The organism is Dickeya oryzae (assembly GCF_020406815.2).
Taxonomy (GTDB): Bacteria; Pseudomonadota; Gammaproteobacteria; order Enterobacterales; family Enterobacteriaceae; genus Dickeya; species Dickeya oryzae.
In genome coordinates, this window is sequence record NZ_CP162670.1 from 1,352,238 (window position 1) to 1,366,391 (window position 14,154).

The 14,154-nt window shown below is 53.5% G+C and carries 13 protein-coding genes; 5 read left to right on the forward strand and 8 right to left on the reverse strand.

The features are described 5' to 3' along the window. The first annotated feature begins 14 nt into the window (after positions 1–14). Together pstB and LF929_RS05880 are read left to right on the forward strand one after the other, a co-directional pair. The gene (gene pstB / locus LF929_RS05875; RefSeq protein WP_038908666.1) at positions 15–830 is read left to right on the forward strand and encodes a phosphate ABC transporter ATP-binding protein PstB; all 816 of its coding nucleotides are present in this window, start codon (positions 15–17) and stop codon (positions 828–830) included. Between the two features lie 183 nt (positions 831–1,013). Continuing rightward, the gene (locus tag LF929_RS05880; protein ID WP_016943354.1) at positions 1,014–1,454 is read left to right on the forward strand and encodes a helix-turn-helix domain-containing protein; all 441 of its coding nucleotides are present in this window, start codon (positions 1,014–1,016) and stop codon (positions 1,452–1,454) included. Between the two features lie 366 nt (positions 1,455–1,820). On the opposite strand, the gene LF929_RS05885 is transcribed toward LF929_RS05880, so the two are convergent. The 6 genes from LF929_RS05885 to ppiB form a co-directional block, all read right to left on the reverse strand. Further along, the gene (locus LF929_RS05885) at positions 1,821–3,191 is read right to left on the reverse strand and encodes an L-serine ammonia-lyase (protein WP_019844914.1); all 1,371 of its coding nucleotides are present in this window, start codon (positions 3,189–3,191) and stop codon (positions 1,821–1,823) included. 61 nt (positions 3,192–3,252) lie between these two features. Next, positions 3,253–4,536, reverse strand: coding sequence for an HAAAP family serine/threonine permease (locus LF929_RS05890; RefSeq protein WP_226092705.1), 1,284 nt, complete (start codon positions 4,534–4,536; stop codon positions 3,253–3,255). Positions 4,537–5,091: 555 nt separating this feature from the next. Continuing rightward, on the reverse strand, positions 5,092–6,162 hold the full coding sequence (gene purK, locus LF929_RS05895; RefSeq protein WP_210176667.1) for a 5-(carboxyamino)imidazole ribonucleotide synthase: 1,071 nt from the start codon (positions 6,160–6,162) through the stop codon (positions 5,092–5,094). Next, positions 6,159–6,668 carry a 5-(carboxyamino)imidazole ribonucleotide mutase gene (purE, locus tag LF929_RS05900; RefSeq protein WP_016943358.1) on the reverse strand — a complete coding sequence of 170 codons (510 nt, stop codon included), beginning with the start codon at positions 6,666–6,668 and terminating at the stop codon, positions 6,159–6,161. The genes purK and purE overlap by 4 nt, the downstream gene beginning before the upstream one ends. Positions 6,669–6,890: 222 nt before the next feature. Beyond that, on the reverse strand, positions 6,891–7,613 hold the full coding sequence (lpxH, locus tag LF929_RS05905; RefSeq protein WP_226092706.1) for a UDP-2,3-diacylglucosamine diphosphatase: 723 nt from the start codon (positions 7,611–7,613) through the stop codon (positions 6,891–6,893). Between the two features lie 10 nt (positions 7,614–7,623). Further along, entirely contained in the window at positions 7,624–8,118 is a 495-nt protein-coding gene (gene ppiB / locus LF929_RS05910; RefSeq protein WP_012885612.1) for a peptidylprolyl isomerase B, read from the reverse strand. A gap of 338 nt (positions 8,119–8,456) precedes the next feature. Here ppiB and LF929_RS05915 point away from each other — a divergent pair, with 338 nt between their 5' ends. Both LF929_RS05915 and cysS read left to right on the forward strand, forming a co-directional pair. Beyond that, the gene (locus tag LF929_RS05915) at positions 8,457–8,879 is read left to right on the forward strand and encodes a DoxX family protein (protein WP_226092707.1); all 423 of its coding nucleotides are present in this window, start codon (positions 8,457–8,459) and stop codon (positions 8,877–8,879) included. Positions 8,880–9,131: 252 nt separating this feature from the next. Next, positions 9,132–10,517: a cysteine--tRNA ligase gene (cysS, locus tag LF929_RS05920; protein WP_210174110.1), complete on the forward strand. Its 1,386-nt coding sequence runs from the start codon at positions 9,132–9,134 to the stop codon at positions 10,515–10,517. A 118-nt stretch (positions 10,518–10,635) separates the two neighbouring features. Here the strand turns inward: cysS and ybcJ are convergent, their stop codons facing one another. Both ybcJ and folD read right to left on the reverse strand, forming a co-directional pair. Further along, positions 10,636–10,848, reverse strand: a complete 213-nt coding sequence (gene ybcJ, locus LF929_RS05925) for a ribosome-associated protein YbcJ (RefSeq protein ID WP_038908659.1) — start codon at positions 10,846–10,848, stop codon at positions 10,636–10,638. Positions 10,849–10,853: 5 nt separating this feature from the next. Next, a complete protein-coding gene (gene folD, locus LF929_RS05930; protein ID WP_020477073.1) occupies positions 10,854–11,723 on the reverse strand; it encodes a bifunctional methylenetetrahydrofolate dehydrogenase/methenyltetrahydrofolate cyclohydrolase FolD in 870 nt (289 codons plus the stop codon). Positions 11,724–12,185: 462 nt separating this feature from the next. Between folD and LF929_RS05935 the strand changes: the two genes are divergently transcribed. Next, entirely contained in the window at positions 12,186–14,150 is a 1,965-nt protein-coding gene (locus LF929_RS05935; protein ID WP_226092708.1) for a methyl-accepting chemotaxis protein, read from the forward strand. Positions 14,151–14,154 lie beyond the last annotated feature (4 nt).

The window sequence follows — 14,154 nt, forward strand, 5'->3', positions numbered from 1 at the left end:
GCCGGAGAATAGTGATGGGTATGCCTAAACCACTGGAGCGACTCCCCGTGATGGACGTCCACCGGTTAACCGATGAACAAACCGCGCTGTCGGTCGACGGGCTGAATTTGTATTACGGCGATAAACAAGCGCTGTGTGATATTTCTTTGCGTATTCCGAAAAACCGTGTGACGGCGCTGATTGGGCCGTCAGGTTGCGGCAAATCTACCTTGCTGCGCTGTTTTAACCGCATGAACGATTTAATGGATAACTGCCGTATCGACGGCGACATCCGTCTGCAGGGCATGTGCATCAACGATCCGTCGCTGGATGTCTCGACATTGCGCCGCCGGGTCGGCATGGTCTTTCAGCGGCCCAATCCCTTTCCTAAATCCATCTATGAAAACGTGATTTACGGCCTGCGCTTGCAGGGGGTGAAAGACCGACGTCTGTTGGATGAGTCGGTGGAAAGCGCCTTGCGGGCAGCGGCATTATGGCATGAGGTGAAAGACCGGCTCGGCGACAATGCACTCACGCTGTCCAGTGGTCAGCAACAGCGGCTGGTGATCGCCCGTGCTATCGCCATCGAACCGGAAGTACTATTGCTGGATGAGCCGACATCGGCGCTCGATCCTATCTCGACATTGGTGATCGAAGAACTGATTGGTGCGCTCAAGCGCCGTTTCACGCTGGTGCTGGTGACGCATAACATGCAGCAAGCCGCGAGAGTCTCTGATTACACGGCATTTATTCATCATGGCCGCCTGATCGAGTACAACGAAACCGACTCGCTGTTTACCGCACCGGCCGAGCGCCGTACCGAAGACTATATTACCGGTCGTTTTGGGTAGTCATTTTCATCACACGCGGTGTGGACGCCGCGTGCCCGATATGCGTTGTCGATTCCATCGTTTTTTCTTATGAAAAATTGACCTGTATCGAGAAACTGATGTTTAGTTGTTCGCTCATCGCTGTTATTGCTTCGAGTGATGATAAACTGCGCGCAATTTAGCGTGGGGGCAGATAGCGGCATTATGAGATTCAGTACCATGAGCGAAGGTGACATCATCACCGAGCTGTGTCGACGTATAAAAGACGCACGTATTCAGCAGCGGTTATCCCAGGTGGATCTGGCTGAGCGCGCCGGGCTTGGCATTGCGACCATCAAACGTGCGGAGATGGGGGAATCCATTACCCTGAGCAGCCTGCTGGCGATCCTGCGTGGGTTGAACCGTCTGCATCAACTGGAAGGCGTGCTGTTTGATACCGAAGTGGAGAACTTCAATGCGCGCTTAAATGGCGGGCAGTCTCGTGCGCCGCTGCGTATTCGCAAGAAAAACACTGATACACCCGCCCCTGTCGCTGCAGCGGAGTCCATGCCGAAACCGGTCGCCAGTGCGCTTGACTGGTATGTGTCCGCCGCAGAAAACAACCTGATCTGGTCCTGGCCGGACAACGAGAAAAAACCGTCCTGATAGCATACCGTTACCCGATGTGCATGGTGCTTAACGTGCGCGATGCCCAACATCCGTGATACTCGGCTACATCCGTGACACTCGACTACGCGGTGATTGACAATACCGCGTCACTCAACATATAGCATGACTAAAAATACAGCATGACTAAAAATACACCGGGCTGATGGAGTGGCATCAGCCCGGTGGGTTATTGTTCCCTGGGAGTATCCGCGCGTTATGTTGCGGGAACTGCTGTTGGCGACTGGTGTGAGTAAAGGTTGTTGCTAGTGATGCTGATGATTGCTAGTGAGGCTAATTGTTTATGAGATCAATTGCTTATGAGATCAATTGTTAACGAGGTGCGCGCTCAGGCGCACCACGCGTTTATTCACATTGCACCACTTTAATCGCCAGGCCACCGCGGGATGTCTCGCGGTATTTGGCGTTCATGTCTTTGCCGGTTTCGTACATGGTTTCAATCACTTTATCCAGCGAAACACGGGGCTCGCTGGAGCGACGAATCGCCATACGGGCAGCGTTGATCGCTTTAACGGACGCAATGGCGTTACGCTCGATGCAAGGTACCTGAACCTGGCCAGCAACCGGGTCGCAGGTCAGCCCAAGATTGTGTTCCATACCGATTTCTGCCGCGATGCACACCTGTTCCGGGTTGGCACCCAGCAGTTCAGCCAGACCGGCTGCCGCCATCGAACAGGCAACACCCACCTCGCCCTGACAACCGACTTCCGCGCCGGAAATCGACGCATTCATTTTAAACAGAATGCCGATGGCCCCGGCAGCCAGGAAATAGCGCAGGTACGTGTCCGGTGTTACCGGCTGAATGAAGCGGTCGTAGTAGGCCAACACCGCAGGAATAATGCCGCAAGCACCATTGGTCGGTGCCGTGACTACCCGACCACCTGCGGCGTTCTCTTCCGATACCGCCATTGCGAACATGTTGACCCAATCCATGGCATCCATCGGGTCATTGGAGAAGCGCCCGTTGGTGAACAATAAACGGTGTAACGCCGAGGCACGACGTGGCACGCGCAGTGGGCCAGGAAGTACGCCCTCGGTATTCATACCGCGATGAATGGCGTTTTGCATGGTTTGCCAGACGCTGGCGAAATAGGTTTCCAGCGCATCGCGGCCGTGCATGGCGATTTCGTTTTTCATCACGACCGCTGACAGCGACAGGCAATTGTCGTGACAATGTTGAAGCAGTTGTCGGGCGGAATAGAACGGCCAGGGCGCGCGTTCTTCCTGTGTCATTGGCTGGCCGAAGTGCTCCTGATCGACGACAAAACCGCCGCCGATCGAGTAATAGGTTTTGCTGTACAGCACGTTTTTGCTGGCGTCGAGCGCACGGATTGTCATGCCGTTTTCATGCAGCGGCAGGTTCTCCGGTTGGAAGCGCAGTGCGCTGTCCAACGGGAAGTTGACTTCATAGCGCCCATTGAGCAATGGCAGACGACTGCTGTGCTGTACTTGTTGAATAAAAGCCGGGATCGCGTCGATATCCACGCTGTCTGGCAGATTGCCCGCCAGTCCCATAATGATGGCGATATCGGTGTGGTGGCCCTTGCCGGTCAGAGCCAGCGAGCCATAAACATCAACGATAATGGCGTCAACCGATGAAATCAGAGACAGGTTGACCAGATCGTCGGTGAACATGTTGCCAGCTTTCATCGGGCCAACGGTATGCGAACTGGAAGGGCCGATACCAATTTTGAAAATATCAAATACGCTGACCATAGGGGGTTCCTTTCAGCTGACGCAGGCAGCAGCACGGCCTGCGTCGGGAGGGACAGAGGAATTACTCGAACAGGGTGTAAACAATGGCGGTGATGGCGATCAGGCCCAGCAGGGTGACGAACACATTGCTCAACGCGCCGCTGTACTGACGCATAGCCGGTACTTTGCGGATAGCATACATCGGCATCAGGAACAGCAGGCAGGCGATAACCGGGCCACCCATGGTTTCAATCATACCCAGAATGCTCGGGTTCAGTGTGGCGACCAGCCAGGTGGTGACCAGCATGAACAGTGCAGTGATGCGGTTCAGTTTGGCGGTTGAAACCGTCTTACCGCGGCTGCGCAGCATTTTTGTCATCATGCCGTTCAGGCCTTCGCCTGCACCCAGGTAGTGACCCAGGAACGATTTGGAAATGGCGATAGTGGCGATAACCGGTGCCAGATAGCCCATAACCGGGTTATTAAAGTGGTTAGCCAGATAGGACAGGATCGAAATGTTCTGTGTTTTCGCTTCCATCAGGTCAGATGGAGAGAGTGCCAGTACGCAACTGAATACGAAGAACATTACGGTCAGCACCATCATAATGTGGCTGCAAGCCAGGATACGGGCGCATTTTCTCTCGGCGTTATCACCATATTCACGGCGTTTGGCTACCGCAAAAGAGGAAATAATCGGCGAGTGGTTGAAAGAAAACACCATGACCGGAATCGCCAGCCACAGCGTTGCCAGCAGGCCATTACCTGTGGTGCTGTTGGTCAGGGAAATATTATGGAAAACCGTTGTATTCCAGTGTGGAACTAAATACAGCGCCAGCATCATTAATACGGCGACAAACGGATAAACCAGCACGCTCATCGCTTTCACGATCATCGCTTCGCCGAAGCGGACGATAAACATCAGTCCCAGAATCAATATCAGAGACAGAATCGCTCGTGGCGGAGACGGTAAATGCAACTGGTGAGTAATAAAGCTGTCAACCGTATTGGTAATGGCGACGCTATAAACCAGCAGGATTGGATAAATAGCGAAGAAATAAAGCAGGGTGATTAATTTTCCCGCGCCAGTACCAAAATGTTCTTCTACGACTTCGGTAATATCTTCACCACCTTTTTTACCGGATAATACAAAACGGCATAACGCGCGGTGAGAAAAATAGGTCATCGGAAAAGCAATAATTGCCATGATAATCAACGGAATCAATCCGCCAATACCGGCATTGATGGGCAAAAACAGCACGCCCGCGCCGATGGCCGTGCCGTACAGGCCCAGCATCCAGACGGTATCGCTTTTACGCCAGCCTGAAGCGTTCTCCAGTACCTGACTGCTGTCTTGAATTGTGCTCATGCGAGTTTCTCCTTGGTGAACACAGAGTATAAAAAATGCCGTACCGGCTACAGGCCAATACAGGGGTAATTCGCAGGTGTCACACGAGACATCATGTGAATCGGGGTAACCTTTTATTGTGGGCGCATTCTATATCCTGACCAGGATGAAATAATAGTGAGGCGATCACACAAATGAATAAAGGTCAATTATTTTAACCCCAATTATTCAAAAATAAAATATCAGGATTGATGCGTTAAATAATTTATTTTGGGAGGTATCTTTTTTGATGCGTTAATTGGTTTGAATTGGTGAATAATAAAGCGGAAATATTTCTTATTCTGGAAGTCCGTGAGTGAAATAAATAGCCGACACAAGGTATTTATTTTATTCGCGCTGAAGATAATAAACCCAATCATCATAATGTCACGTAAAAATCGTACCGGGCGATGATACACCCTGAATCATTCGAGTCGCAGAGCATTTAGCCTGCCTGCAACGTAAAGCATAAACGACGGGTATCAGCGGGTCATGGCTGACTTGCATGCACCGCTGACCCGTAATACGTATATGTGCTTAACCGACTAACCGGTGTTGTGCCCACGCCAGCCCGGAGTGATAAGCCTCCGGCAGCAGGGGCGCTAATGCCTGTAGTGTCTGGCTCAACAGCACATTATCGGGATGAGAGAGGTTCAGGTGTCCGACTTTGCGACCCGGACGTACCTCTTTTTCATACCAGTGCAGATGTACCAGTGGCAACGCCAGCCAGTCGATATTCACATCAGTGCCGATCAGATTGACCATCACCGCTGGGCTGGCAACCACCGGAGCGGGGAGTGGCAACTCAAGGATCGCGCGCAGATGCAGTTCGAACTGGCTGATGGATGCACCGTTTTGCGTCCAGTGGCCGCTATTATGCACCCGTGGGGCTAGCTCGTTGATCAGCAGGCGATCGTCTACCACAAAACACTCCATGGCCATCACGCCCACGTAACCGAGACGATGCATAATAGCTGACAGCATCTGTTCCGCCTGCTGCTGCAGGTGGGGCTGTGGGGTCGGCAGCGCGACACTGGTACGCAAAATACCGTCTTCGTGCAGATTGTGGGTCAGTGGGTAAAATACGCATTCACCTGTCGCGCTGCGAGCGCCAACCAGCGAGACTTCGCCAGAAAAGGCGATACCTTGTTCGACAATACACTCACCGTAGCATTCATCCGGCAGGCTGTGTTCTTCGCCGCTGCGGATACGCCACTGACCACGACCGTCATAGCCACCGACGCGGCGTTTGACAATCGCCAGTTCGCCCAATGAGGCGAAGACAGTCGGCCATTCTTGCGCTGAAGCCAGCAGTTGCCAGGGGGCGGTGGCCAGACCCAGCTCATCCAGCAGTTGCTTTTGGGTGTAGCGATCCGCCAGCCGCGGGAAGATGTCACGGTTAACGAAGGCGGCGTGCTGCGCCAGTTGGCGGGTCAGCGCTGTTTCCGGCCATCGTTCGATTTCAGCGGTGATAACACTGTGTTGCACCGGAACGGATTCCGGCTCTGCATCCAGCCCAACAGGATAGACAGCGATGCCAAGCGGCTCGCCAGCCTGACGCAGCATACGGCCTAACTGGCCGTTACCCAGTACGCAAACCGGTTTCATGCCTCTTCCCTCGGATCCGGATGGTTCAGTACCTCGTCGGTTTGCGCCTGACGCCAGGCCGCCAGACGGGTTGCCAGTGCGCTATCGTGACGCGCCAGAATCTGTGCTGCCAGCAGGGCTGCGTTGGCCGCGCCCGCTTTGCCGATAGCCAGAGTGCCGACAGGAATGCCGCGCGGCATCTGCACAATAGAGTAAAGACTGTCCACACCGCTTAGCGCCGCGCTCTGAACTGGAACACCCAGCACCGGCACCAGCGTTTTGGCTGCCAGCATTCCCGGCAGGTGAGCAGCGCCGCCCGCGCCAGCGATAATAACGTCAAAGCCATTCTGGTCTGCCTGTTCGGCGAAGCTGAACAGTTTGTCTGGCGTGCGGTGCGCGGAGACCACTTCAACGTGATAAGGCAGATTCAGTGTGGTGAGGATCTCTGCAGCAAACTGCATGGTAGCCCAGTCACTCTTTGAACCCATGACAATAGCGATTTTCGCCGGGGCAGCGTTGGATGACATGCCTGTAATGCTCCTGTGGTTTGCATGGCGGTGGTGATTCATGTTGATGACGTGCAATGACAGTGAACATGAGTGATACGGTCATGGCACGATGCAACAGCGACCTGAAACCGGAGCCACAGGCCGCGAGGGCGTAGAGCATACCATGAGCCAGAAGGGAGGAAAACGGTTGCGTGGCGATGAAATGGGCCGTTAGCTGTGAAAATCAGTGTAAACGGGGCGTTACAATGGAAACGAGATCAGACGAACGTCATCCGGCGTCACCTGGAGCCACGATCCTTCCTGATGCCAGGCACCCAATACCGCGCGTTCAGCCTTTACACTGCCTTGATCGATAACGTGGATAGCCGGACGGTGTGTATGCCCGTGGATCATCAGGGTGGCGTGATGGTCGTGCAGGCGGTTAATCACTTCATCCGCATTGACGTCCATGATCATCATGGATTTATGCTGGTTGGCTCGCTGGCTGGCCGCGCGCATACGTGCCGCGATGCGCAGGCGAAAAGACAGGGGCAACCACAGGAAAAGCCGCTGGATAAGCGGGTTATGCACTTTGCGGCGAAAATTTTGGTAGGCGTGATCGTCGGTACACAGGGTATCGCCGTGCAATAACAGGGTGCGTCGGCCATAGAGGTCAAGCACGGTTTCTGCGGCGAGCAATTGCAGACCGCTCTGGTGGGCGAAACGACCGCCTAGTAGAAAGTCGCGGTTGCCGTGTGCGAAATAGCAAGTCACGCCGCTGTCTGTCAGTGACTTTAGCGCCTGTGCGACGGTCTTGTGCAACGGGGCAGGGTCGTCGTCGCCAATCCAGGCGTCGAACAGGTCGCCCAGGATGTAGAGTGCGTCGGCGTTGGGGGCTTCTTCTTGCAGAAAACGCAGAAAACCGGCGGTAATCGCCGGTTCCTGTTCGCTAAGATGCAGATCGCTAATAAACAGCGTCGACATACCGCGGGCGTTACTCGCTAACGGTTACGCTGGTGACGATCACGTCTTCTTTCGGTACGTCCTGATGCATACCGCTGCGGCCGGTAGAGACGGCTTTGATCTTGTCAACCACATCCATGCCTTCTGCCACTTCGGCGAATACACAGTAACCCCAGCCATTCACAGTTTCAGACTTGAAGTTCAGGAAGTCGTTGTCTACGACGTTAATAAAGAACTGTGCGGTTGCTGAATGCGGATCGTTGGTACGGGCCATGGCCAGCGTGCCACGATTGTTGGCCAGACCGTTGTTCGCTTCGTTTTTGATCGGCGCATTGGTACTTTTCTGGCTCATGCCGGGTTCGAAACCACCACCCTGGATCATGAAGCCGTTGATCACACGGTGAAAAATCGTGTTGTTGTAAAAACCGCTGCGGCAGTAGTTCAGGAAGTTTTCCACGGTAACCGGCGCTTTTTCCGGGAAGGTATTGATGACGATATCGCCGTGGTTGGTATGAAACGTAATCATAGATGAACCTTACTTAGCCATAATACACAGAATAATGAGAGATATTCACCGAGGCGCCAAGCCGCCAAGAGCGCTCTTATAACATAAGTGAATAGCTGAGTCAGCACAGGGCGTGGTGGGCGGCACAATGAGCAGCGTGCGTTGAATTCTATTTCAAATAAATTCATTAATATAAGTAAATTTAAGTGAATTAATTTGAAATACATTTTTATTGTGCCAGATCAATAACCAGTATCATTTTGATGGGTTTTTTTACTTTCTAAACTTATTCTTGTTGTGGTTGATAGTCACGCTCGTTAACACATTGCTCACTCAATAATCATACAGGTAGGTAAATCATGGTAGACCGGATTAATCAGCTATTAGATAACCCGGATTTCGGTAAGCTGGTTTTGCGACTGTCATTCAGTATTTTGATGCTGTTCCACGGCGTTCATAAGCTGCTCGGAGGTGTCGGTCCCATTCAGGGAATGCTGGCGGCTCACGGCCTGCCGGGCTTTATCGCCTACGGTGTATTCATGGGCGAAGTGGTGACGCCGATCCTGATGATCCTCGGCATTTTTACACGTCCTGCCGCGCTGATTTTCTCCTTCACGATGGTTGTTGCCTTGCTGCTGGCGGAACCAGAAGCACTGTTCATGCTGGAAGAAACCGGTGCCTGGGGAGCCGAAGGCGTTGCGGTCTACTTCTTTGCCGGTATCGCGATTGCGCTGCTGGGCAGCGGTAAGTATTCCGTGATGAGTAACCCGCGCTTGCGTTAAGCGTTATATCGCTGGCCAATTTGGTTGCACGTGATTGTTGATAAACCCGGCGATATCGCCGGGTTTATGCGTTTTAGCCTGAACAAAATGTGAAATGGCGGGGAAGGATGAATATTAGGTACGCCCGCTTGCAATAGGGCAGGGTTCAGGTTTCAATACGCAGCTACGTCCGAAAACCGGATAAAAACTGACTTTATTACGCGTACCGCAGACAACGATATACATCTCCTGCGAACACCATGGAATGCCCTGATGCTAAAGATTTTTAATACCCTGAGTCGTCAAAAAGAGGAATTCAAACCCATTCACGCTGGCAAAGTTGGCATGTATGTGTGCGGGATAACCGTTTACGACCTGTGTCACATCGGTCATGGGCGTACTTTCGTGGCGTTTGACGTGGTGGCGCGTTACCTGCGTTATCTGGGGTATGACGTTAAATACGTTCGCAATATCACCGATATTGACGACAAAATTATTCGGCGAGCGACGGAAAATGGTGAAACCATCGAGCAACTCACCAACCGTATGATCGACGAGATGCATACCGATTTTCGCGCGCTGAACATCCTCTCCCCGGATGAAGAGCCTCGTGCGACGCATTACATTGCGGAAATCATTGAGCTGGTTGAAAAATTGATCGCTCGTCGTCATGCCTACGTGGCGGATAATGGCGACGTGATGTTTTCCGTGGATACCGCACCGGGCTATGGCGTGTTGTCCCGCCAGGATCTGGAGCAGCTCAAGGCTGGTGCGCGGGTGGAAATCACCGAAGTGAAACGCAACCCGATGGATTTCGTGTTGTGGAAAATGTCCAAGGCGGGCGAGCCAAGCTGGCCGTCGCCGTGGGGCAATGGTCGTCCCGGCTGGCATATTGAGTGTTCGGCGATGAACTGCAAGCAACTGGGTGAGCATTTCGACATTCATGGCGGTGGCTCTGATCTGATGTTCCCGCACCATGAAAACGAGATTGCCCAGTCTACCTGCGCGCACGGTGGCGATTATGTCAATTACTGGATGCACTCCGGCATGGTCATGGTAGACCGGGAGAAAATGTCCAAGTCGCTGAATAATTTCTTTACCGTTCGCGATGTGTTGTCTCACTATGACGCTGAAACTATTCGCTATTTCCTGATTTCTGGTCATTACCGCAGTCAGTTGAACTACACGGAAGAAAACTTAAAGCAGGCGCGTGCGTCGCTGGAGCGACTGTACACGGCACTGCGTGGCACCGATGCATCGGTACCTGCGGCAGGTGGCGAGGCGTTCGAGCACCGTTTCCGCGACGCGATGGATGACGACTTCAACACGCCAGAAGCCTATTCGGTGTTGTTCGATATGGCCCGCGAGGTCAATCGTCTGAAAGCAGATGATGTCGCGGCAGCCAATGGTCTGGCATCAGCGCTGCGCCAGTTGGCCGGTGTGCTGGGCTTACTGGAACACGACCCGGAATTATTCCTGCAAAGCAGTGCGCAGGCGGATGACAGTGAAGTACAAGAGATCGAAGTGCTGATCAAACAGCGTAACGATGCTCGTCAGTCTAAAGATTGGGCGCTGGCAGACGCGGCGCGTAATCGGCTGACGGAAATGGGTATCGTGCTGGAAGACGGTCCGCAAGGCACTATTTGGCGGCGTAAATAATCCTGGCGGCGTAAATAATCGCGACAGCGTACAGCTAAAGTAACAGCTAAAGTAACAGCTAAAGTAAAGGCCCGACTTGCGGGCCTTTACGGTTTCTGGTGAACATGAAAACGGGCGATTACGCCTGCACGGTCACCGACTCTTTGCCAAACTGAACCACCTGACCGGCAACGATTTTGCAGCGTTTGCGGGTTTCGGTCTGACCATCGACGGTCACTTCACCAGCGGCAATCGCCAGCTTGGCGGCGGCACCGCTTTCGCTCCAGCCTTGTAGTTTCAGCAAATCGCACAGTTCTACGTGCGGGTGTTTATCCAGATGGAATACGTTCATGGGGGTTATGCCTGTGCCGGAGTGTCGTGGTATTCCTCGCAAGCCTGCAAGGTGTTCTGGATGAGCGTGGCAACGGTCATCGGCCCGACACCACCTGGTACCGGGGTGATATACGCAGCGCGCTCAGCGGCCTCATCATACTTCACATCGCCCACGACTTTGCCATTTTCCAGTCGGTTAATGCCGACATCAATAACGATAGCGCCCGGTTTGATCCACTCGCCCGGAATAAAGCCCGGTTTACCGACTGCGACGACCAGTAGATCAGCGTGTTCAACGTGGTGACGTAAATCTTTGGTAAAACGGTGGGTGACGGTGGTGGTACATCCCGCCAGCAGCAGCTCCATGCTCATCGGGCGACCGACGATGTTGGACGCGCCGACTACCACGGCGTTCAGGCCGAACATATTGATGTCATAACGTTCCAGCAGCGTGACGATACCGCGTGGCGTACAAGGGCGCAGCAACGGCGCGCGCTGGCACAGCCGGCCGACGTTATAAGGGTGGAAGCCATCCACATCTTTGTCGGCGGCAATCCGTTCAATCACCTTGGTGTTGTCAATGCCCGCCGGTAACGGTAACTGCACCAGAATGCCATCAATGGCGGTATCGGCATTCAGTTCGTCGATCAGCGCCAGCAGTTCCGGTTCGGTGGTGGTGGCAGGCAAGTCGTAGGAACGGGAAACAAAGCCCACTTCCTCACACACTTTGCGCTTGCTGGCGACGTAAATCTGCGAGGCAGGGTTATCACCTACCAGCACGACGGCCAACCCCGGTGCGCGTTTACCTTCAGCCAGTCGTTGTTTCACGCGCACGGCGACTTCGTCCTTCACCTGCTGCGCAATCGTTTTACCATCAATAATTTTTGCAACCATGTACAGAAAATCCATCATTTTCACTACGGGGGGAATGCGCCTATTTTGGCAGAAGCGCTGCAGACTGTCAGGCGTTGTGTGTCGATTAATTGTGATAGCACGGTATTTATCTCTGCATCTTGTTACCGCAGGGTAACAAGATCAGTCATGCGACTACCTCATAAGGGGTATTTTTCATCCCCAGGAGGGAGTAGTGGTGGCGTTTCTCGCTGTGACGGGCTGTCACCCTGTGTTAGCCTGCCGAACGCCAAAATATGTTAATCGCTTTAAACTGTTGTTGGGTTTTTCAATGCGGTGTGGCAGGGGATGGAACCATAAGAACTCGGTATTGCTGATTTTTTTGTTTTTTGTCAAACAGTTCCCCTTTAATGTAAATCAAGTTTCCACAATGATTGACGATGAAGTGAGTATCAGTCGGTTGATTATCTCTGGTGTTTTTTAAGGGCCATTCAGGGGGCATTTATGCTGCGTTTATCCTCGCTGTCTATCCGTTACAAGTTTGCGATGGCGCTGACGCCATTACTGATTGCGCTGTTGTGGTTCGCCACTAACGGCGCACTGGAACGCCGGCATACTGAGCAGGATATGGTGCAGTTTGCCCAGTTACTGACACTGGCGCAGCGAGCGGGCAATGCGGCACACGCCCTGCAACGCGAGCGCGGTATGAGTTCAGGCTATATTGGCAGTAAAGGGCAGAAATTTGCCGACCCGTTACGCGAGCAGCGAGGCGAAACGGATAAAGCACTGGCGGCGTTGTGGGAAAGCCGGTCTGCGCTGGTGTTATCCGACTCTGCTGGTGATATTGCACAGCGGCTAAGCCGCCTGCAGGAGCGCTTGCAAACATTATCCTCACTGCGTTCTCAGGTTGATGGTTTATCCCTCCCCACTGCGCAAGTTGTCGGGTGGTATACCGCCAGCGTCAGTGACCTTATCGCGTTGGTCGGCGACATGAGCCATCAGGTTACCGAAGGGGGGCTGGTTAGCCGGCTCGCTGCGTATTACAACCTGCTGAATATCAAAGAGCAGGCTGGCATCATGCGAGCATTGTTGTCTGAAGTGTTTGCCGTGGATCACTTTGCTCCGGGGCAATACGAGCGTTTCAGCCAGTTAGTCGGTATGGAGAATGCTTACACCACTGCGTTTAATCAGTTCGCTGAACCTGCGCTCAGGCAGCAATTGCAGAGTTCGCTAAGCGATGCGGCTGCGCAAACCGCGCTAAAAATGCGTGATACTGCCTTTGCTAAAGCCGCTACCGGCGGATTCGGTATTGATGCTAACGAGTGGTTTAGCCAGCAAACCCAACGTATCGATCGATTAAAAGTGGTGGAGGACGCCGCTTCCGCTGAATTGCTGAACTGGGCGAACCGGCTGGAATCTCAGGCACGGATAAGCGGTTATGGTTATCTTGGCGGTGCGGTGGCGGCCGTGGTGTTGGCGCTATTACTGGCGGTGCTGGTGGCGCGCAACGTGTACCAGCAGTTGACCTCCACACTGAAAACCATTGATGAAATGGGTAACGATCTGACCTGTCGTTTGGATGTGCCGGGTAAAGATGAGCTGTCGCAATTGAATCAGGCCTACAATCGGTCGTTGGAAAACATCGAGATGGTGGTGAGCACCATTAAGCAGGGCGCACAACTGGTGGAGCGCGCCAGTACCGAAATCGCTCAGGGTAATCAGGATTTGGCGCAGCGAACGGACGAACAGGCGGCCTCGTTGGTGGAAACCGCCAGCAGCATGGAACAGATAGCCATTGCTGTGAAGCAGACGGCGGATTACGCCGGTCAGGCGTCCGGTCTGATGACGACGATGGAAGCGCAGATCAGCGCCGCCGATCTCGTTACCATGCAGGCCAGTGATGCGATGGCGCAAATCCGGAAATCCAGTGAACAGATGTCGCAAATCACCGCCGCCATTGACGCTATCGCGTTTCAGACCAACTTGCTGGCGCTGAACGCGTCGGTAGAAGCGGCCAGAGCGGGTGAGCAAGGGCGTGGATTTGCCGTGGTAGCGACGGAAGTGCGCAATCTGGCCCAGCGTAGTGCGAGTGAATCACAGCGTATCCGGGATTTGATCTCAGCCAGCATTGAGCAGGTGCATGCCGGTGTGACGCTGGTTGCTCGCAGCAGTGAGACCATGAAACAGATCATGGCCAGTACGTCTCAGGTGCGTGATTTTGTCAGCGATATTGCCACGGCGGCGCGGGAGCAGTCGCTGGGTGTGGATCAGGTGCATCTGGCATTGAATCAACTGGAACAAGTGACCCAGCAGAATGCGGCGCTGGTGTCGGAAGCGGCCACGGCCAGCCAGTTGCTCGACAGGCAGGCCAGTGACATGAAAGAAACGGTCGATCGCTTTGTCGTTGCTGATAACGACGCTGGTAATAACAACGTTACCGCCAGTACAAGAATCGGCCTGCCTCGTTAATACA

Excerpts from the sequence above, each read along its gene's own strand:
- pstB (WP_038908666.1), top strand. The coding sequence starts at position 15 with ATGGGTATGCCTAAACCACTGGAGCGACTCCCCGTGATGGACGTCCAC.
- LF929_RS05880 (WP_016943354.1), top strand. The coding sequence starts at position 1,014 with ATGAGATTCAGTACCATGAGCGAAGGTGACATCATCACCGAGCTGTGT.
- LF929_RS05885 (WP_019844914.1), bottom strand. The coding sequence starts at position 3,191 with ATGGTCAGCGTATTTGATATTTTCAAAATTGGTATCGGCCCTTCCAGT.
- LF929_RS05890 (WP_226092705.1), bottom strand. The coding sequence starts at position 4,536 with ATGAGCACAATTCAAGACAGCAGTCAGGTACTGGAGAACGCTTCAGGC.
- purK (WP_210176667.1), bottom strand. The coding sequence starts at position 6,162 with ATGAAACCGGTTTGCGTACTGGGTAACGGCCAGTTAGGCCGTATGCTG.
- purE (WP_016943358.1), bottom strand. The coding sequence starts at position 6,668 with ATGTCATCCAACGCTGCCCCGGCGAAAATCGCTATTGTCATGGGTTCA.
- lpxH (WP_226092706.1), bottom strand. The coding sequence starts at position 7,613 with ATGTCGACGCTGTTTATTAGCGATCTGCATCTTAGCGAACAGGAACCG.
- ppiB (WP_012885612.1), bottom strand. The coding sequence starts at position 8,118 with ATGATTACGTTTCATACCAACCACGGCGATATCGTCATCAATACCTTC.
- LF929_RS05915 (WP_226092707.1), top strand. The coding sequence starts at position 8,457 with ATGGTAGACCGGATTAATCAGCTATTAGATAACCCGGATTTCGGTAAG.
- cysS (WP_210174110.1), top strand. The coding sequence starts at position 9,132 with ATGCTAAAGATTTTTAATACCCTGAGTCGTCAAAAAGAGGAATTCAAA.
- ybcJ (WP_038908659.1), bottom strand. The coding sequence starts at position 10,848 with ATGAACGTATTCCATCTGGATAAACACCCGCACGTAGAACTGTGCGAT.
- folD (WP_020477073.1), bottom strand. The coding sequence starts at position 11,723 with ATGGTTGCAAAAATTATTGATGGTAAAACGATTGCGCAGCAGGTGAAG.
- LF929_RS05935 (WP_226092708.1), top strand. The coding sequence starts at position 12,186 with ATGCTGCGTTTATCCTCGCTGTCTATCCGTTACAAGTTTGCGATGGCG.